The organism is Fictibacillus sp. EA-CB0309 (assembly GCF_055814265.1).
Genome location: NZ_CP169271.1, coordinates 145706 through 165429, shown reverse-complemented (window position 1 = coordinate 165429; position 19724 = coordinate 145706). Strand labels below are relative to the sequence as shown.

At 42.7% G+C, this 19724-nt stretch carries 16 protein-coding genes, 3 pseudogenes and 1 other annotated feature; all 19 genes and pseudogenes read left to right on the top strand.

Annotated features, from left to right (window positions below):
* The first annotated feature begins 152 nt into the window (after window positions 1–152).
* The 19 genes and pseudogenes from rplA (at window position 153) to rplV (ending at window position 19723) form a co-directional block, all read left to right on the top strand.
* On the top strand, window positions 153–854 hold the full coding sequence (gene rplA / locus ACEWFH_RS01105; protein ID WP_473725813.1) for a 50S ribosomal protein L1: 702 nt from the start codon (window positions 153–155) through the stop codon (window positions 852–854).
* 45 nt (window positions 855–899) lie between these two features.
* Window positions 900–1051: a sequence feature (ribosomal protein L10 leader region), on the top strand.
* 39 nt (window positions 1052–1090) lie between these two features.
* Window positions 1091–1588, top strand: a complete 498-nt coding sequence (rplJ, locus tag ACEWFH_RS01100) for a 50S ribosomal protein L10 (protein WP_473725812.1) — start codon at window positions 1091–1093, stop codon at window positions 1586–1588.
* 47 nt (window positions 1589–1635) lie between these two features.
* Window positions 1636–2001, top strand: coding sequence for a 50S ribosomal protein L7/L12 (gene rplL / locus ACEWFH_RS01095; RefSeq protein ID WP_066237995.1), 366 nt, complete (start codon window positions 1636–1638; stop codon window positions 1999–2001).
* A gap of 130 nt (window positions 2002–2131) precedes the next feature.
* Entirely contained in the window at window positions 2132–2260 is a 129-nt protein-coding gene (locus ACEWFH_RS01090) for a hypothetical protein (protein ID WP_473725811.1), read from the top strand.
* Between the two features lie 86 nt (window positions 2261–2346).
* Window positions 2347–2948 (top strand): annotated as a pseudogene (locus ACEWFH_RS01085) (class I SAM-dependent methyltransferase).
* Window positions 2949–3260: 312 nt separating this feature from the next.
* Window positions 3261–6803 (top strand): DNA-directed RNA polymerase subunit beta, encoded by a 3543-nt coding sequence (gene rpoB, locus ACEWFH_RS01080; RefSeq protein WP_473725810.1) that lies wholly within the window; start codon window positions 3261–3263, stop codon window positions 6801–6803.
* A 29-nt stretch (window positions 6804–6832) separates the two neighbouring features.
* Window positions 6833–10456: a DNA-directed RNA polymerase subunit beta' gene (gene rpoC, locus ACEWFH_RS01075; protein WP_473725809.1), complete on the top strand. Its 3624-nt coding sequence runs from the start codon at window positions 6833–6835 to the stop codon at window positions 10454–10456.
* 85 nt (window positions 10457–10541) lie between these two features.
* Window positions 10542–10790 (top strand): 50S ribosomal protein L7ae-like protein, encoded by a 249-nt coding sequence (locus ACEWFH_RS01070; RefSeq protein ID WP_066237983.1) that lies wholly within the window; start codon window positions 10542–10544, stop codon window positions 10788–10790.
* A gap of 117 nt (window positions 10791–10907) precedes the next feature.
* Window positions 10908–11329 (top strand): annotated as a pseudogene (gene rpsL / locus ACEWFH_RS01065) (30S ribosomal protein S12).
* 42 nt (window positions 11330–11371) lie between these two features.
* A complete protein-coding gene (gene rpsG / locus ACEWFH_RS01060) occupies window positions 11372–11842 on the top strand; it encodes a 30S ribosomal protein S7 (protein ID WP_066237973.1) in 471 nt (156 codons plus the stop codon).
* Between the two features lie 75 nt (window positions 11843–11917).
* Entirely contained in the window at window positions 11918–13996 is a 2079-nt protein-coding gene (gene fusA, locus ACEWFH_RS01055; RefSeq protein WP_473725808.1) for an elongation factor G, read from the top strand.
* A gap of 115 nt (window positions 13997–14111) precedes the next feature.
* Window positions 14112–15302 carry an elongation factor Tu gene (gene tuf, locus ACEWFH_RS01050; RefSeq protein ID WP_066285528.1) on the top strand — a complete coding sequence of 397 codons (1191 nt, stop codon included), beginning with the start codon at window positions 14112–14114 and terminating at the stop codon, window positions 15300–15302.
* Between the two features lie 942 nt (window positions 15303–16244).
* Window positions 16245–16553: a 30S ribosomal protein S10 gene (gene rpsJ / locus ACEWFH_RS01045; protein WP_053356198.1), complete on the top strand. Its 309-nt coding sequence runs from the start codon at window positions 16245–16247 to the stop codon at window positions 16551–16553.
* Window positions 16554–16602: 49 nt separating this feature from the next.
* On the top strand, window positions 16603–17241 hold the full coding sequence (gene rplC, locus ACEWFH_RS01040) for a 50S ribosomal protein L3 (RefSeq protein ID WP_066237965.1): 639 nt from the start codon (window positions 16603–16605) through the stop codon (window positions 17239–17241).
* 17 nt (window positions 17242–17258) lie between these two features.
* Window positions 17259–17882 (top strand): 50S ribosomal protein L4, encoded by a 624-nt coding sequence (gene rplD / locus ACEWFH_RS01035; RefSeq protein WP_289497522.1) that lies wholly within the window; start codon window positions 17259–17261, stop codon window positions 17880–17882.
* On the top strand, window positions 17882–18169 hold the full coding sequence (gene rplW, locus ACEWFH_RS01030; RefSeq protein WP_066390671.1) for a 50S ribosomal protein L23: 288 nt from the start codon (window positions 17882–17884) through the stop codon (window positions 18167–18169). The genes rplD and rplW overlap by 1 nt, the downstream gene beginning before the upstream one ends.
* A gap of 28 nt (window positions 18170–18197) precedes the next feature.
* A pseudogene (rplB, locus tag ACEWFH_RS01025) lies at window positions 18198–19022 on the top strand (50S ribosomal protein L2); the annotation flags it as partial.
* Window positions 19023–19084: 62 nt separating this feature from the next.
* Entirely contained in the window at window positions 19085–19363 is a 279-nt protein-coding gene (gene rpsS / locus ACEWFH_RS01020; RefSeq protein ID WP_066237951.1) for a 30S ribosomal protein S19, read from the top strand.
* An 18-nt stretch (window positions 19364–19381) separates the two neighbouring features.
* Window positions 19382–19723: a 50S ribosomal protein L22 gene (gene rplV / locus ACEWFH_RS01015; RefSeq protein WP_066237948.1), complete on the top strand. Its 342-nt coding sequence runs from the start codon at window positions 19382–19384 to the stop codon at window positions 19721–19723.
* The last annotated feature ends 1 nt before the right edge of the window (window position 19724 follow it).

Sequence of the window (19724 nt, the reverse complement as noted above, 5' to 3'; positions counted from 1 at the left end):
TGTCATGTATATTAGGTTGCGAGTAAAAGGATTGATATCCTGCCCTTCAAACGGTTCGCAACCTTTATTCATGCAATGCGTTCGATTGCACTTGATGTTAAGTGCAATAAGTGGGAGGAATATCCGCTAAACCACATAAGGAGGACAATACAATGGCAAACAAAGGTAAGAAGTACCAAGAAGCGGCTAAATTAGTAGACCGCACAAAAGCATATGACGCTGCAGAAGCGATCGAGCTAGTTAAAAAGGCTGCTCCTGCAAAATTTGACGAGTCTGTAGAAGTTGCAGTTCGTTTAGGTGTAGACACGAAGAAAGCTGACCAACAAGTTCGTGGAGCAGTAGTGCTTCCAAACGGAACTGGTAAGACTCAACGTGTATTAGTTTTCGCTAAAGGTGAAAAAGCAAAAGAAGCTGAAGCTGCTGGAGCAGATCACGTTGGCGATTCTGACTACATCAACAAAATCCAACAAGGTTGGTTCGAGTTCGACGTAATCGTTGCAACTCCTGACATGATGGCTGAAGTTGGTAAACTTGGACGTGTTCTAGGACCTAAAGGTTTAATGCCTAACCCTAAAACTGGAACAGTTACATTTGAAGTTGAAAAAGCGATTAACGAAATCAAAGCTGGTAAAGTAGAATACCGTGTTGATAAGACTGGTAACGTACACGTGCCAATCGGTAAAGTATCTTTCGAAGCTGAGAAGCTTGCAGAAAACCTTAACACAATCATCGAAACATTGTTGAAAGTTAAGCCTGCAGCTGCAAAGGGAACTTACATGAAGAACGTAGCAGTTTCTTCTACTATGGGACCTGGGATCAAAGTTAATCCATCTTCTTTCACTGTAAAACGATAGTTGACAAACGGGTTCAGACCCGTTATATTATATACTGTTAAACACAAACGCATCAGATGAATGCCGTAGACAGCAGGAGCCAACTGGCTTAAATCTTCCTGCCGAGGTGAAGCATCGATAAGCTCATTAGTTAATTACTTATGACTTTAGATACTCACGCCTCCATGTCTCGACATGGAGGCTTTGTTTTTGGACAAAACCTGCGGTGATGCAATCATTTTACAGGAGGTGTAATAATGAGCAGCATTTTAGAAACAAAAAAGCAGATAGTATCCACTATTTCTGAGAAAATCAAAAATAGCCAATCAACAATCCTTGTTGACTACCGTGGTCTTACTGTTGCTGAGGTTACTGAACTTCGTAAGTCTTTGCGTGATGCTGGCATCGAGTTTAAAGTTTACAAAAACTCAATGGTAGTCCGCGCGGCTGAAGAGAATGACCTTAACTTATCAGAACACTTAACTGGTCCTACAGCGATCGCATTCTCTAATGAAGATGTTGTAGCTCCTGCTAAGATTCTTAACGATTTCGCTAAGAAACACGAAGCGCTTGAAATCAAAGCTGGTGTAATCGAAGGACGTATCGCGTCTCTAGAAGAAGTGAAAGCTCTTGCTGAACTTCCATCAAGAGAAGGTCTTCTTTCTATGGTACTCAGCGTGCTTCAAGCACCTATCCGCAACTTTGCGTTGGCTACTAAAGCCGTTGCAGAACAAAAAGAAGAGCAAGGCGCATAAGTCTTATCTTCAACCAATAACTTACATTCCATAAGGAGGAAATTATAATGTCTAAAGAGCAAATCATTGAAAGCTTAAAAACAATGACTGTTTTAGAGCTTAACGACCTAGTAAAAGCAATCGAAGAAGAGTTTGGTGTAACTGCTGCTGCTCCTGTAGCTGTAGCTGGTGGAGCTGCTGGTGGAGACGCTGCTGCTGAGCAAACTGAATTCGACGTAATTCTTGCAAGCGGTGGAGCTTCAAAAATTAAAGTTATCAAAGTTGTTCGTGAACTTACAGGTCTTGGCCTTAAAGAAGCGAAAGAACTTGTTGACGGTGCTCCAAAGCCAGTTAAAGAAGGCGTATCTAAAGACGAAGCTGAAGAAATCAAAGCTAAGCTTGAAGAAGTTGGAGCTTCTGTTGAAGTTAAGTAATTCAAAAGAAAAGGTTCGCCCGATGGCGGACCTTTTTGTTTGTTTCGTTAAACCTTTTTAGAATGAACTATTCTAAAATTTTGCTGCTTATAATCTTGTCGCTTCTTTGAACAGTTGATTGAAGTGTAGGGTGCGAGACTCCTGCGGGACAGGCGGGCAGGTGAGACACTTAGAAGTGAAACGTCCGAATGTGGCTCACCGCCTGCCCTGCGGAAAGCGAGCACCTGAAACGGAAATCAACTACTTTCAAAAGCAATAATGTAAAAGCATCTTATAGATAGACCGTTAATCGCGAGTGAAACGGGAATACTGTCTTTATCAGAAGGTAAGGAGAGTTTAAAAACGATGAAGAACCATTATTATTCTGAAACACCTGGTACAGAAAGCAAAAGAGAAACGTGGGATTTTTTATTAAATGGTGAAAAGTTTCGCTTCACGACGGATGCTGGCGTTTTTTCAAAAAAGAAGTAGATTTCGGCAGCCGTGTTTTAATAGAGTCTTTCGTTCCGCCGGAAGTGCCTGGTGATTATATAGATGTAGGATGCGGATACGGACCGATCGGACTTTCGCTTGCGAAAGCAGAACCCGATCGTACGATTCAAATGGTGGATATTAACGAAAGAGCAATTGAACTTTCGAAAGTCAATGCAGATAAGAACAAGGTTGATAACGTTAAAATATTTAAAAGTTATCTTTTGGCTGAAGTAAAAGACAGTGAGTTTGCGGCTGTTATTACAAATCCGCCGATTCGGGCAGGCAAGGCTGTTGTTCACCAGATTTTTGAAGAAGCGTACCATAAACTTTGCGTTGGTGGCGAGTTATGGGTCGTTATTCAAAAGAAACAAGGTGCGCCATCTGCAATGGAAAAAATTGAAGAATTATTCGGGCAAGTTGAAACGGTTGCGAAGAAAAAAGGCTACTATATTTTACGCGCAAGAAAAGTTTGACTTGATAAATCCCGTATGTTAGTATTATAAAATGCCAATGGATTCGCATTTTCCTGCTTATTTTTCGTGGTAAGCGAAAAAACGTTGATATATCAACGTTTTTTACTCATGTTTAGACGTATTGAATGTTAAGTTTAAACGTATAGAATGTGAAAAAGTTGGACAAAATTATATAATAGCTTTTATCAAAATAGGAAAACTGCGGTTTTAAAATTATGAAACCCTTTTTCTTTTTGTTTTCTAACGTTCTTACTAGAATGTTAGATAGAAATAAGAAACACGAAAAAAACGCTGGATTTGAGGGTGAAGCAGTTGACAGGTCAACTAGTTCAGTTTGGACGCCACCGCCAACGAAGAAGTTATGCAAGAATTAGCGAAGTGCTTGAATTACCAAACTTAATTGAAATTCAAACCGCTTCCTATCAATGGTTTCTTGATGAGGGGTTACGTGAAATGTTCCGAGACATTTCGCCGATTGAAGATTTTACAGGGAACCTCGTTTTAGAGTTTATTGATTATAACTTAGGTGAGCCGAAGTATCCTGTAGATGAATCAAAAGAGCGCGATGTTACTTACGCTGCTCCGCTTCGTGTGAAAGTGCGTCTGATCAATAAAGAGACGGGCGAAGTAAAAGAGCAGGAAGTATTTATGGGAGATTTCCCGTTAATGACAGATACGGGAACCTTTGTGATCAACGGGGCAGAGCGTGTAATTGTATCACAGCTCGTTCGTTCACCAAGTGTTTACTATAGTGAGAAAATCGACAAAAACGGTAAAAAAGGTTTTACCGCTACTGTCATTCCAAACCGCGGTGCTTGGCTGGAGTTCGAAACAGATGCTAAGGACGTAGTTTATGTGCGTATCGACCGCACAAGAAAAATCCCTATTACCGTATTGCTTCGTGCTTTAGGGTTTGGGTCTGATCAAGAAATCATTGATTTGCTTGGAGAAGACGAGTATCTTCGCAATACGCTGGATAAAGATAATACAGAAGGAACGGAAAAAGCCCTTCTCGAAATCTATGAGCGTCTTCGTCCGGGAGAGCCTCCAACAGTAGATAATGCCAAAAGTTTGTTAGATTCACGTTTCTTTGATCCGAAACGCTATGACTTGGCAAACGTTGGACGTTACAAAATCAATAAAAAGCTTCATATAAAGAATCGTCTTTTCAACCAGAAGTTGGCTGAAACACTTGTTGATGCTGAAACTGGTGAAGTGATTGCTGAAGAAGGTACGCTGCTTGACCGCAGAACGCTAGATAAGATTATCCCTGCTCTTGAAAGTGGTGTAGGTTTCAAAACCGTAACACCAGCAGGAGGAGTGGCAGAAGATCAAGATATCGCTCTTCAATCTATTAAAATCTATGCACCTGACGATCAAGAAGGCGAAAGAATCATTAATGTAATTGGAAACGGACTTGTTGATAAAGAAATTAAAAACATTACGGTTTCAGACATTATTGCTTCTATTAACTACTTCTTCAACTTATTGCATCAAGTAGGAAGCACAGATGATATTGACCATCTTGGAAACCGTCGTCTGCGTTCTGTTGGTGAACTTCTTCAAAACCAATTCAGAATCGGACTTTCCAGAATGGAGCGTGTTGTTCGTGAGCGTATGTCTATCCAAGACACAAATGCGATCACACCACAGGCGCTTATCAATATCCGTCCTGTTATTGCTTCTATTAAAGAGTTCTTCGGTAGCTCTCAGCTTTCACAGTTCATGGATCAAACGAACCCGTTAGCAGAATTAACGCATAAGCGTCGTCTATCTGCATTAGGGCCAGGTGGTCTTACACGTGAACGTGCAGGCTTTGAAGTTCGTGACGTTCACTACTCTCACTACGGCCGTATGTGTCCGATTGAGACGCCAGAGGGTCCGAACATCGGGTTGATCAACTCACTTTCTTCTTACGCGAAAGTGAACCAATACGGATTCATCGAAACACCATACCGTCGGGTTGATCCTGAAACAGGTCGTGTGACGAGCCGTATCGATTACCTCACTGCTGATGAAGAAGATTTATACGTAGTTGCACAAGCGAACTCCATTTTAGGTGAAAACGGAGAGTTCATGAACGAAGACGTAATCGCACGTTTCCGTGGTGACAACACTGTTGTGAAACGCGAACGCATCGACTATATGGATGTATCGCCGAAACAGGTTGTATCAGCTGCGACAGCTTGTATTCCGTTCTTGGAAAATGATGACTCTAACCGTGCCCTAATGGGAGCGAACATGCAACGTCAGGCTGTACCTTTGCTTGTTCCTGAATCACCGATTGTTGGTACAGGAATGGAACACGTATCTGCAAAAGACTCCGGAGCTGCAGTAATCTGTAAGCATGAAGGAATTGTAGAACGTGTGACAGCAAAACAAGTTCAAGTACGCCGCATTAAAGAAGTAGATGGCAAGGAAGTTTCAGGCGACCTTGACACTTACAACATGCTTAAGTTTATTCGTTCCAACCAAGGAACGTGTTATAACCAGCGTCCGATCGTAAGCACTGGTGACCGAGTAACGAAAGGCGAAATCTTAGCGGATGGACCTTCAATGGAACTAGGTGAACTTGCTTTAGGTCGTAACGTTCTTGTTGCCTTCATGACATGGGAAGGTTACAACTACGAGGATGCTGTCATCATGAGCGAACGTCTCGTGAAAGATGATGTTTACACTTCGATCCATATTGAAGAATATGAGTCAGAAGCGCGTGATACGAAACTCGGACCAGAAGAAATCACTCGTGATATTCCGAACGTCGGAGAAGATGCATTACGTAACCTGGACGAACGCGGAATCATCCGTGTTGGTGCAGAAGTTAAAGATGGAGATATCTTAGTTGGTAAAGTAACGCCTAAGGGTGTAACTGAACTAACTGCTGAAGAGCGTTTATTGCATGCGATCTTCGGTGAAAAAGCTCGTGAAGTCCGCGATACATCATTGCGTGTACCTCACGGTGGAGATGGAATCATCCTTGACGTTAAAGTGTTTAACCGTGAAGATGGCGATGAACTTCCTCCAGGTGTGAATCAGCTTGTTCGTGCATATATCGTGCAAAAACGTAAGATTCACGAAGGAGATAAAATGGCCGGCCGTCACGGAAACAAGGGTGTAATCTCTAAGATTATGCCTGAAGAAGACATGCCGTATCTTCCAGATGGAACGCCAGTTGACATCATGTTAAACCCGCTAGGGGTACCTTCCCGTATGAATATCGGTCAGGTATTGGAGCTTCACCTTGGAATGGCTGCTCGTCAGCTAGGCATTCATGTTGCTACACCGGTATTCGATGGAGCGCGTGAGGAAGATGTTTGGTCTACGATCGAAGAAGCTGGAATGGCTCGCGATGGTAAAACGGTACTATATGATGGACGTACAGGTGCTGCGTTTGATAACCGTGTATCAGTTGGGGTTATGTATATGATCAAACTGGCTCACATGGTTGACGATAAGCTACATGCTCGTTCAACTGGTCCATACTCACTTGTTACACAGCAGCCTCTTGGTGGTAAAGCACAATTTGGAGGTCAGCGTTTCGGTGAGATGGAAGTATGGGCGCTTGAAGCATACGGCGCTGCATACACACTACAGGAAATTCTTACGGTTAAATCCGATGATGTTGTCGGCCGTGTGAAAACGTATGAAGCCATCGTTAAAGGTGAAAACGTTCCTGAACCAGGTGTTCCAGAATCATTTAAAGTATTGATCAAAGAACTTCAGTCTCTTGGAATGGATGTTAAGATCTGTTCTGGAGATGACAAGGAAATTGAAATGAGAGAGCTTGATGATGAAGACGATCAGGCAAGCGAGAAATTAAATCTAAATCTTGAGTCTTACACTTCGAATGACTAAAACAGGATATCAAAAGGGAGGTACGCTCCTTGATAGACGTAAATAATTTTGAATATATGAAAATTGGTCTTGCTTCACCGGACAAAATCCGGTCGTGGTCAAGAGGGGAAGTAAAGAAACCTGAAACAATCAACTACCGTACACTTAAGCCTGAAAAAGACGGCTTGTTCTGTGAAAGAATTTTCGGTCCTACAAAAGACTGGGAATGTCATTGCGGAAAGTATAAGCGCGTCCGTTATAAAGGTGTGGTTTGTGACCGTTGTGGGGTTGAAGTAACAAGAGCTAAAGTTCGACGTGACCGTATGGGTCACATCGAGCTTGCTGCTCCTGTATCTCACATTTGGTACTTCAAGGGTATCCCAAGCCGTATGGGTCTTGTTTTGGATATGTCTCCAAGAGCATTAGAAGAAGTAATCTACTTTGCTTCATACGTTGTTACTGAAACAGGGGATACTCCTCTTGAGAAGAAACAACTGCTTTCAGAGAAGGAATACCGCACATACCGTGAAAAGTATGGCAAAGGCTTTACTGCACAAATGGGTGCAGAAGCGATCAAACGACTTCTAGAAGACATCGATGCTGAAAAAGAAGTAGAGATGCTGAAAGAAGAGCTTAAAACAGCACAAGGGCAGCGCCGTACTCGTGCGATTAAGCGTTTAGAAGTACTAGAAGCATTCCGTCATTCCGGCAACCATGCCGATTGGATGATTCTTGAAGTACTTCCGGTTATCCCACCGGAATTGCGTCCGATGGTTCAGCTTGATGGTGGACGTTTTGCCACATCTGACCTTAACGACCTTTACCGTCGTGTTATCAACCGTAACAACCGTTTGAAGCGTCTATTAGACCTAGGTGCTCCTAACATTATCGTTCAAAATGAAAAACGTATGCTTCAAGAAGCAGTCGATGCATTAATCGATAATGGCCGCCGTGGCCGTCCGGTTACAGGGCCAGGAAACCGTCCATTAAAATCACTTTCACACATGCTGAAAGGGAAACAAGGACGTTTCCGTCAAAACTTGCTAGGTAAACGTGTTGACTACTCTGGTCGTTCGGTTATCGTTGTAGGTCCGAACCTAAAGATGTATCAATGTGGTCTGCCTAAAGAGATGGCACTGGAACTGTTTAAACCGTTTGTTATGAAAGAATTAGTTTCAAAAGGTCTTGCACACAACATTAAGAGTGCAAAACGCAAAGTAGAGCGCGTTCAGCCTGAAGTTTGGGATGTTTTAGAAGAAGTTATTCGCGAGCACCCAGTACTTCTTAACCGTGCACCTACACTTCACAGACTTGGTATCCAAGCATTCGAACCAACGCTTGTTGAGGGCCGTGCAATCCGTCTTCACCCACTCGTATGTACAGCATATAACGCTGACTTTGATGGTGACCAAATGGCGGTCCACGTACCTTTATCAGCTGAAGCTCAAGCAGAGGCTCGTATTTTAATGCTTGCTGCCCAAAACATCTTGAACCCGAAAGATGGTAAGCCGGTAGTAACACCTTCACAGGATATGGTATTAGGTAACTATTACTTAACACTTGAGCGTGCAGGAGCTATTGGTGAAGGGTCTGTATTTAAAGATATCAATGAAGCGATCATCGCTTATGAAAATGGATATGTACACTTGCATACACGTATTGCAGTGCCTGTATCCAGCGTAAATAAAGAAACTTTCACGGAAGAACAACAATCTAAACTTCTGATGACAACAGTAGGTAAATTGTTATTTAACGAGATCCTGCCGCCGTCATTCCCATACATTAATGAACCGACTACGACGAACCTTCAAGTGGAAACACCTGAAAAGTACTTCTTAGATCCGGCTGCTAATGTGAAAGAAGAAATTCAGAAGCATGAAGAAATTGTTCCTTTCAAGAAAGGAATCCTTGGTAAAATTATCGCGGAAGTATTCAAACGCTTTAAGATTACTGAAACGTCTAAAATGCTTGACCGCATGAAGGACTTAGGTTTTAAATATTCTACACGCGCTGGTATTACGATCGGTGTATCCGATATCGTTGTATTACCAGAAAAGCAAGAGATTCTTGCTGTTGCGGAAGAAAAAGTAGTTAACGTTACAAAGCAATTCAGACGTGGTTTAATCACGGAAGAAGAGCGCTATGAGCGTGTAATTAATATTTGGAGTTTGGCGAAAGACGAAATCCAAAATAAATTGATGGGTACACTTGATAAGCGAAACCCAATCTTTATGATGAGTGACTCCGGTGCCCGTGGTAACGCATCTAACTTTACGCAGCTAGCAGGTATGCGTGGTCTGATGGCCAACCCGGCTGGTAAAATCATCGAGCTTCCAATCAAATCGAGTTTCCGTGAAGGTCTAACAGTACTCGAGTACTTTATCTCTACTCACGGAGCGCGTAAAGGTCTTGCCGATACAGCCCTTAAAACAGCTGACTCTGGTTACCTTACTCGTCGTTTGGTTGACGTTGCTCAAGATGTAATCGTACGTGAAGATGATTGTGGAACAGACCGTGGCTTAGAAGTTGCTGCTATTAAAGAAGGCAACGAAGTGATCGAGCCGCTTCATGAGCGCTTGATCGGTCGTACTGCTTATAAAAAGGTATACCATCCAGAAACAAAAGAAATTCTTGCAGACGTTAATCAGCTGATTACTGAAGACATGGCCGCTCATATTGAAGAAGTAGGCGTGAAAGCAGTAACAATCCGTTCTGTATTTACGTGTGACACTCGTCACGGTGTTTGTAAGAAATGTTATGGACGCAACCTTGCAACAGGCTCCGACGTTGAAGTTGGGGAAGCTGTTGGAATTATCGCTGCTCAATCCATCGGTGAGCCAGGTACACAGCTTACAATGCGTACCTTCCATACAGGTGGGGTAGCAGGAGACGATATCACACAAGGTCTTCCGCGTATCCAAGAATTGTTTGAAGCGCGTAACCCGAAAGGTCAAGCTGTTATTTCAGAGCTTGAAGGTACGGTTGTTGGCGTGAATGACAATAAAGATAAGCGTGAAGTTGTCGTTCAAGGTGAAATTGAATCTAGATCTTACACAATTCCTTTCGGTGCCCGTATTAAGGCAGTTGAAGGTGATAAAGTAACTGCCGGTCAAGTATTGACGGAAGGTTCAATCGATCCTAAGGAATTAATCAAAGTACGCGGTGCTGAAGGCGTACAAGAATACCTATTGCGTGAGGTTCAGAAAGTTTACCGTATGCAAGGGGTAGAAATCGGAGATAAGCACGTTGAAGTTATGGTTCGCCAAATGCTTCGTAAAGTGCGTATCATCGATTCCGGTGATTCTCAAGTACTTCCAGGAGCACTTATGGACATCCATGCATTTACAGATGTTAACCGTAATGTACTTCTTGAAGGTGGAACTCCTGCTACTGGACGTCCGGTGCTTCTTGGTATTACAAAAGCGTCTCTTGAAACAGAATCGTTCTTGTCTGCTGCATCGTTCCAGGAAACAACTCGAGTTCTTACGGACGCTGCTATCAAAGGTAAGCGTGATGAGCTTCTCGGACTTAAGGAAAATGTTATTATTGGTAAGCTGATCCCGGCTGGAACCGGTATGAACCGTTACAGAAACATCGGAATCAATTCACCAGTGGTTGAAGAAGAGAACAGTGAAGAGGCAAATCTGCCAACAGAACTTGTTTCTCAAGATTAATAAATGACATGTTGACATTTGGAGCGCATCGGTGATATGATTACGGATGTGCTCCTAAAGAAATGTTGCTTTGGAGGATATTTGTATGTCTTATGAAAAAGTGACACAGGCTTCTGAAATTATCGTAGGTACTAAGCAAACAATCAAAGCTTTACAGAACGGCGAGGTCAAAGAGCTGGTCGTTGCGGAAGACGCTGATTTTCGAGTAACGAGCAAAGTATTGCAGATTGCCGAAGAAAAGCACGTACCGATCGTAAAGGTTGATTCCATGAAAAAGCTTGGAAAAGCATGCGGTATAGATGTCGGGGCCGCAACTGTTGCGATAAAAGGATAAATTAAACGTTTTTGCGATGAGCAGTAAAGATCGCTCCGCTCGCAAAAACTTTCTTTTGTCCTAAAATGAACCACCTGGGTCGGTGGTATTGCAAAACAAGAGAGGAGGAAATACAAAATGCCTACAATTAACCAATTAGTTCGCAAAGGTCGCGTTTCTAAAACAAAGAAATCTGACTCTCCTGCGTTAAACAAAGGTTACAACAGCTTCAAAAAGTCCCAAACTAACGTTTCATCTCCGCAAAAGCGTGGAGTTTGTACGCGTGTTGGTACTATGACTCCTAAGAAGCCGAACTCGGCGCTTCGTAAGTATGCCCGTGTTCGTCTAACAAACGGAATCGAAGTTACAGCTTACATTCCTGGTATCGGACACAACCTTCAAGAGCACAGTGTTGTTCTTATCCGTGGAGGACGTGTAAAAGATTTACCGGGGTACGTTACCACATCGTTCGTGGTGCTCTTGATACGGCTGGTGTTACTAACCGTATGCAAGGTCGTTCTAAGTACGGAACGAAGCGTCCAAAGGAAGCTAAGAAATAATTTTAAAATAAATTAAACAACTATCAGAAAGGAGGGGACCACATGCCACGTAAAGGACCTGTTGCTCGTCGTGATGTGTTACCTGATCCAATTTACAAGTCTAAGCTTGTAACTCGTCTAATCAATAAAATTATGATTGACGGTAAGAGAGGGGTAGCTCAAACAATCTTGTACAATGCGTTCGATCTTATTAAGGAACGTACTAACCAAGATCCTATGGAAGTGTTTGAACAAGCTCTTAAAAATATCATGCCAGTTCTTGAAGTTCGTGCTCGCCGTGTTGGTGGAGCTAACTACCAAGTACCAGTTGAAGTTCGCCCAGAGCGTCGTACAACTTTAGGACTTCGTTATTTAACGAACTACTCTCGTCTACGCGGAGAAAAGACAATGGAAGAACGTCTTGCGTATGAGATCATGGATGCTGCTAATAACACTGGTGCTTCTGTTAAGAAGCGCGAAGATATGCACAAAATGGCAGAAGCAAACAAAGCGTTTGCTCACTACCGCTGGTAAAATCATAGAGACAGTTTTCGGACTGTCTCTAAAACACTATAAAAATTCCTTTTAAAAAGGGAAGGAGAGAAATTCATGGCTAGAGAATTCTCCTTAAAAAATACTCGTAATATCGGTATCATGGCTCACATCGATGCTGGTAAAACAACGACTACTGAACGTGTACTTTACTATACTGGCCGTATCCACAAAATCGGTGAAACTCATGAAGGAGCTTCACAAATGGACTGGATGGAGCAGGAACAAGAGCGTGGAATCACGATTACTTCCGCTGCTACTACTGCTCAATGGAAAGGTCACCGTGTCAACATCATTGATACACCAGGACACGTAGACTTTACAGTTGAAGTAGAACGTTCATTACGTGTATTAGACGGAGCGGTTGCATTACTTGATGCTCAATCAGGTGTTGAACCACAAACAGAAACAGTTTGGCGTCAGGCGACTACTTACGGGGTACCTCGTGTAGTATTCGTTAACAAAATGGACAAGATTGGTGCGGATTTCTTATACTCCGTAAAAACCATTCATGACCGCCTTGGTGCTAACGCTCATCCGATCCAATTACCGATCGGTGCGGAAGACCAATTCGAAGCAATCATCGACTTAGTTGAAATGAACGCTGTATTCTACGGAAACGACCTTGGTACTGATATCGAAGTTCGTGAAATTCCTGAAGAACACATGCCTTTAGCTGAAGAATACCGTAACAAGTTAATTGAAGCGGTAGCTGAGCTAGACGAAGAAATGATGATGAAGTACTTAGAAGGCGAAGAGATTACGAAAGAAGAACTTAAAGCAGGTATCCGTCAAGGAACTTGTAACGTTGAGTTCTACCCAGTAATGTGTGGATCGGCATTTAAGAACAAAGGTGTTCAGCTTATGCTTGATGCTGTTCTTGATTACCTTCCATCGCCGGTTGATGTACCAGCTATTAAAGGTGTACTTCCAGACTCAGAAGAAGAAGTAACTCGTGAATCAAGTGACGAAGCACCATTCTCTGCACTTGCATTTAAAGTTATGACTGACCCTTATGTTGGTAAGTTAACATTCTTCCGTGTGTACTCAGGTACATTAAACTCTGGATCATACGTACAGAACTCTACAAAAGGAAAGCGCGAGCGTGTTGGACGTATCCTTCAAATGCACGCAAACTCCCGTGAAGAGATCTCTATCGTATACGCTGGAGATATCGCAGCTGCTGTAGGTCTTAAAGATACTACAACTGGTGATACACTTTGTGATGAAAAGAACCTTGTTATCTTAGAATCCATGGTATTCCCAGAGCCAGTTATCTCACTATCTATCGAGCCGAAGTCTAAAGCAGACCAAGACAAGATGGGTATGGCGCTTGCTAAGCTAGCTGAAGAAGATCCAACATTCCGTACTGAAACAAACGAAGAAACTGGACAAACGATCATCGCAGGTATGGGTGAGCTTCACCTTGATATCCTAGTTGACCGTATGCGCCGCGAATTCAAGGTAGAAGCTAACGTGGGTGCTCCTCAGGTTGCTTACCGTGAAACAATTCGCCAAGCTGCTAAAGTTGAAGGTAAATTCGTTCGTCAGTCTGGTGGTCGTGGACAATACGGTCACGTTTGGATCGAATTCGAGCCAGGTGAAGAAGGATCTGGATTCGTATTTGAAAACAAAATCGTTGGTGGGGCAGTTCCTCGTGAATACATCCCTGCTGTTCAAGCTGGTATTGAAGAATCAATGAAAAACGGAATGCTTGCTGGTTTCCCATTACTTGACCTTAAAGCTCGTATCGTTGATGGATCTTACCATGATGTTGACTCCAACGAAATGGCGTTTAAGATTGCCGGTTCAATGGCACTTAAGAACGCAAAAGCAAAGTGTGACCCTGCAATCCTTGAGCCGATTATGAAAGTTGAAGTAACGGTTCCTGAAGAGTACATGGGTGATATCATGGGTGACGTAACTTCTCGTCGTGGACGTGTTGAAGGTATGGAAGCTCGTGGTAATGCACAAATCGTTAAAGCGATGGTTCCACTTGCAGAGATGTTCGGTTATGCAACTAGCTTGCGTTCTCGTACACAAGGCCGCGGTACTTACTCAATGCACTTCGATCACTACGAAGAAGTACCTAAGTCAATTTCTGAAGAAATCATCAAAAAAGCAACTGGAGCTTAATCTCTTCGGTTGTAAGAAACATCATTTTCATGTAATCTAAAATGGGCAGTATAACCTGTCTGTTTTAAATAAAAAATCTACTATATGTAACCATATTTAAGGAGGAATCTTTCTCATGGGTAAAGAGAAATTTGATCGTTCCAAAACGCATGCTAACATTGGTACTATTGGTCACGTTGACCATGGTAAAACAACTTTAACAGCTGCTATCACTACTGTTCTTGCTAAGAAAAACGGTAAGGGTGTAGCAATGGCTTATGACCAAATCGACGGTGCTCCAGAAGAGCGCGAGCGTGGAATCACTATCTCAACTGCACACGTTGAGTATGAAACTGATTCTCGTCACTATGCACACGTAGACTGCCCAGGACATGCTGACTATGTTAAGAACATGATCACTGGTGCAGCACAAATGGATGGTGGGATCCTAGTAGTATCTGCTGCTGACGGCCCAATGCCACAAACTCGTGAGCACATCCTTCTTTCTCGTCAAGTAGGTGTACCTTACCTTGTTGTATTCATGAACAAGTGTGACATGGTAGACGACGAAGAACTTCTTGAGCTAGTTGAAATGGAAGTTCGTGACCTTCTTTCTGAGTATGACTTCCCAGGAGACGACATTCCTGTAATCAAAGGTTCTGCTCTTAAAGCTCTTGAAGGAGACGCTGATTGGGAAGCTAAAATCTATGAGCTAATGGATGCTGTAGATTCTTATATCCCAACACCTCCTCGTGACACTGAAAAGCCATTCATGATGCCAGTTGAGGATGTATTCTCAATCACTGGTCGTGGTACAGTTGCTACTGGACGTGTTGAGCGTGGAGTAGTAAAAGTTGGTGACGTAGTTGAGATCCTTGGTCTTACTGAAGAGCCAAAATCAACAACTGTAACAGGTGTTGAAATGTTCCGTAAGCTTCTTGACTATGCTGAAGCTGGTGACAACATTGGTGCACTTCTTCGTGGGGTTTCCCGTGACGATGTTGAGCGTGGACAAGTTCTTGCTAAGCCAGGTACTGTTAAAGCTCACACTAAGTTCAAATCAGAAGTATACGTTCTTTCAAAAGAAGAGGGTGGACGTCACACTCCATTCTTCTCTAACTACCGTCCTCAGTTCTACTTCCGTACAACTGACGTAACTGGTATCATCCAACTTCCTGAAGGCGTAGAAATGGTTATGCCTGGAGATAACGTTGAGATGACTGTAGAACTAATCGCTCCAATCGCTATCGAAGAAGGAACTAAGTTCTCTATTCGTGAAGGTGGACGTACAGTTGGTGCAGGCGTAGTTGCAACAATCACTGAGTAATCTTTTGATTACTTCTATATAAAAAACATCCTCCATTCGGAGGGTGTTTTTTTATTGTATAAAAAATACAGTCGACAGATGTTGTTAGGATATTCACATCATATCCTGGACCACTAAGCTAAAAAAGGGATCCTAACGCTGAAATATTGCCGAATCTTACACCAAATTCCCAAAATAAAATGTTTAACACTTAAGATTAAGCTGCTATACCCATGATGGCATGGATAGAAGTCTGAAGATGCCGCGTATGTTATTGATGGTGCGCGAAAATTGCCGTGATGTGCGCGTAAATGATTGGTTTGTGCGCGAAACTGAATCTCGACTGCGCGTAATCCTCATTCAACTGCGTGTAAAGTAAGGGTAGCTGCGCAAATGTGTAATAAATAAAAAAACACGTACCGTAAAAACAGAAACAGCGTTTAAAATGCGACTAGGAATACTGGGTTGGCTTTCGTTCGATAGTCTTTGATCCATTATACGATTGAAGTATTCTTTTATAGTGTTTGTCCCACGCATTATGCTTTCAATCCATGAAGTTTTGCTACTTACCCGTGAATCACCAAATACATGTGACGACTCAGCAATATTATCCCTGAAACCAGAAATCCACAATTCACAACCCACCCAGCGCAATACAAACAACCAACCAGCAATGTATTAAATAGAAGAAACACATTCAACTGCACAAAAGAAGAAAAAGGAAGTTGAAATCCGCTAATAAAGTCTCTATAATAGAAAAAGTGCGATTAGCGATAAATAAATGCAAATAAAACTTGCATTAGGCGTTGCTTTTCTCTATAATAAGTAATGTTGGTCATTCACTGCGATGATCCGGAAGGTTGCTGACACACTAGGCCCCTTTGCCATGGCTGGTGACATCAGGTTGAATTTCCGCGGAGCAATGTCTGTTTATCAAAATAGGCGAATAAAGGAGGGAAAAAAATGGCAAAGCAAAAGATTCGTATCCGTTTAAAGGCGTATGATCACAGAATTCTTGATCAATCGGCTGAAAAAATCGTAGAAACTGCTAAGCGTTCAGGAGCAAAGGTATCTGGTCCTATCCCACTACCTACTGAGAAAGCGATCTACACGATCCTTCGTGCGGTTCATAAGTACAAGGACTCTCGTGAGCAGTTCGAAATGCGTACTCATAAGCGCTTGATCGATATTATCGAGCCAACACCACAAACAGTTGATTCGTTAATGCGTTTGGATCTACCGTCTGGTGTAGACATCGAAATTAAACTATAATTTCACGTTTGCTAATAAATATTTTACTTATTAATAGGAGGTGTGACGAATGACCAAAGGAATCTTAGGTAGAAAAATTGGTATGACTCAAGTTTTCGCAGAAAACGGAGATTTAATTCCAGTTACTGTAGTAGAAGTAACTCCTAACGTTGTTCTTCAAAAGAAATCCGTTGAGAATGATGGCTACGAAGCTATCCAACTTGGATTTGATGATAAAAAAGACTCTCGTACTAACAAGCCGCAAGCAGGACATGCTGCAAAAGCTAGCACGAGCCCTAAGCGCTACGTTAAAGAATTCCGTAATGTTGATGTTGCGGGATACGAAGTTGGTCAGGAAGTCAAAGCTGACATTTTTGCAGAAGGTGACGCTGTAGACGTTACTGGTACATCTAAAGGAAAAGGATTCCAAGGTGTTATCAAACGTCACGGGCAATCACGCGGGCCAATGAGCCACGGTTCCCGTTACCACCGTCGTCCTGGTTCAATGGGTGCTGTTGACCCTAACCGTGTTTTCAAAGGGAAAGCATTACCTGGACGTACTGGCGGAGATACAGTAACTGTACAAAACCTTGAAGTTGTTAGGGTTGATGCAGAACGTAATCTTCTACTAATCAAAGGTAACGTACCTGGAGCGAAAAAGAGCTACGTTACAATTAACTCTGCTGTTAAAGCAAAGGATGCTAAATAAGGAAGGAGGACAATCTGATGCCAAAAGTAGCATTATTTAAACAAGATGGTACTCAAGCTGGCGATATCGAACTAAACGAATCCGTTTTCGGTATTGAACCAAATAAAAGCGTGCTTTTCGACGCTGTTATTATGCAGCAAGCATCACAGCGCCAAGGAACTCATGATGTAAAGAACCGTTCCGAAGTTGCTGGTGGTGGACGCAAGCCTTGGAAACAGAAAGGTACTGGACGTGCTCGTCAAGGATCTATCCGTTCTCCACAATGGGTTGGCGGTGGAGTGGTTTTCGGACCAACACCAAGAAGCTATTCTTACAAATTACCTAAGAAGGTTCGTCGCTTAGCTATTAAATCAGCGCTATCTTCTAAGGTTCTAGATAACGACTTGATCGTTTTAGAAGCACTTGCATTTGAAGCTCCTAAGACAAAGGAAATGAAGCAAGTTCTTGCAAATCTATCCGCAGATCGTAAAGCATTAGTTGTAACTGCTGATTACAATGACGCTGTTGCATTGTCTGCACGTAACATCCCTGGCGTAACAGTTGTTACTGCTAACGGCGTTAGTGTTCTTGACGTGTTAAACCACGACAAGCTTCTTATGACTAAAGACGCTGTGGAAAAAGTAGGGGAGGTGCTCGCATAATGGAAGCTCGTGATGTGATTAAGCGCCCCGTTATTACAGAGCGTTCTACTGAAATAATGGCTGACAAAAAATACACGTTCGAAGTAAACCCTCGTGCTACTAAGACTCAAATCAAAGGTGCACTTGAAGAAATCTTTGGCGTAAAAATTCAATCTGTTAACACTGCTAACTACAAAGGTAAGTTTAAGCGTGTAGGCCGTCATACTGGTTACACTTCTAAGCGTAAAAAAGCAGTAGTTACACTAACTCCAGAAAGCAAAGAACTCGACTTTTTTGAAGGAGTTTAAAAAGAACTCGTAAAGGAGGGAAATTACAATGGGTATCAAAAAGTTTAAACCGACAACTAACGGTCGTCGTAACATGTCTCAGCTTGACTTTGCTGAAATTACAACTGACCAACCAGAAAAATCCTTGCTTGCTCCTCTTAGCAAAAAAGCTGGGCGTAACAACCAAGGTAAACTAACTGTTCGTCACCAAGGTGGTGGACACAAGCGTAAGTATCGTATCATCGATTTCAAACGTAACAAAGATGGAATACCAGGTCGCGTTGCTACAATCGAGTACGATCCAAACCGTACTGCAAACATCGCGCTTATCCACTATGCAGATGGTGAGAAGCGTTACATCCTAGCTCCTAAAGGAATCAAAGTAGGACAAGAAATCATGTCCGGTACTGAAGCTGATATTAAAGTAGGTAACTCACTTCCATTAGCTAACATTCCTGTAGGTTCTACAATTCACAACATCGAACTTAAGCCTGGTAAAGGTGGACAATTGGCTCGTTCAGCTGGTGCTGAAGCTCAACTTCTTGGTAAAGAAGAAAAGTATGCGCTAGTTCGTCTAGGTTCTGGTGAAGTTCGTATGATTCTTCTTACTTGCCGTGCAACAATCGGTCAAGTTGGTAACTTAGAGCACGAACTTGTGAACGTTGGTAAAGCAGGTCGTTCTCGTTGGAAGGGTATCCGCCCAACCGTTCGTGGTTCTGTAATGAACCCTAACGATCACCCACACGGTGGTGGTGAAGGACGCGCTCCAATCGGACGTAAATCACCAATGTCTCCATGGGGTAAACCAACTCTTGGATATAAAACTCGTAAGAAAAATAGCCAAACTGACAAGTACATTGTACGTCGTCGCAAAAATAATGTGATTGTCCTACGGTTCAATCGAGCCGTAGCGCAAACACAAAGGGAGGTTCTCAAATGGGTCGCAGTTTGAAAAAAGGGCCTTTTGTAGATGACCACTTGATGAAAAAGGTCGAGGCACTTAATGAATCTAACGACAAGAAAGTAGTTAAAACTTGGTCTCGTCGTTCTACGATTTTCCCTGACTTCATCGGTCACACAATCGCTGTTTATGATGGTCGTAAGCATGTGCCGGTATATTGTACAGAAGATATGGTCGGTCATAAATTGGGCGAATTCGCTCCAACGCGTACTTACAAAGGTCACGCAGCCGATGATAAGAAAACTAGACGTTAATTGAGGGAGGTACACAAAATGGAAGCAAAAGCAATTGCTAAACAAGTGCGTATTGCTCCTCGTAAAGCTCGCATCGTAATCGACTTGATTCGAGGTAAGCAAGTAGGTGAAGCACTTGCGATTCTACGTTTGACGCCTAAAGCAGCTTCTCCTGTAATTGAAAAGGTGCTAAAGTCTGCTATCGCAAACGCAGAACACAACTATGAAATGGAACCGAACAACTTAGTGATTAAGCAAGCGTTCGTTGATGAAGGTATTACTCTTAAGCGTTTCCGTCCTCGTGCGATGGGTCGCGCAAGCCGTATCAACAAGCGTACTAGCCACATCACAATCGTTGTTTCTGAAAAGAAGGAGGGTTAAG

Bases quoted from the DNA above. Each gene is read 5' to 3' on its own strand.
- rpsG (WP_066237973.1), top strand. From the start codon at position 11,372: ATGCCACGTAAAGGACCTGTTGCTCGTCGTGATGTGTTACCTGATCCA.
- ACEWFH_RS01070 (WP_066237983.1), top strand. From the start codon at position 10,542: ATGTCTTATGAAAAAGTGACACAGGCTTCTGAAATTATCGTAGGTACT.
- rplA (WP_473725813.1), top strand. From the start codon at position 153: ATGGCAAACAAAGGTAAGAAGTACCAAGAAGCGGCTAAATTAGTAGAC.
- rplW (WP_066390671.1), top strand. From the start codon at position 17,882: ATGGAAGCTCGTGATGTGATTAAGCGCCCCGTTATTACAGAGCGTTCT.
- rplD (WP_289497522.1), top strand. From the start codon at position 17,259: ATGCCAAAAGTAGCATTATTTAAACAAGATGGTACTCAAGCTGGCGAT.
- rplL (WP_066237995.1), top strand. From the start codon at position 1,636: ATGTCTAAAGAGCAAATCATTGAAAGCTTAAAAACAATGACTGTTTTA.
- rpsJ (WP_053356198.1), top strand. From the start codon at position 16,245: ATGGCAAAGCAAAAGATTCGTATCCGTTTAAAGGCGTATGATCACAGA.
- rpsS (WP_066237951.1), top strand. From the start codon at position 19,085: ATGGGTCGCAGTTTGAAAAAAGGGCCTTTTGTAGATGACCACTTGATG.
- rplV (WP_066237948.1), top strand. From the start codon at position 19,382: ATGGAAGCAAAAGCAATTGCTAAACAAGTGCGTATTGCTCCTCGTAAA.
- fusA (WP_473725808.1), top strand. From the start codon at position 11,918: ATGGCTAGAGAATTCTCCTTAAAAAATACTCGTAATATCGGTATCATG.
- rplC (WP_066237965.1), top strand. From the start codon at position 16,603: ATGACCAAAGGAATCTTAGGTAGAAAAATTGGTATGACTCAAGTTTTC.
- rplJ (WP_473725812.1), top strand. From the start codon at position 1,091: ATGAGCAGCATTTTAGAAACAAAAAAGCAGATAGTATCCACTATTTCT.
- tuf (WP_066285528.1), top strand. From the start codon at position 14,112: ATGGGTAAAGAGAAATTTGATCGTTCCAAAACGCATGCTAACATTGGT.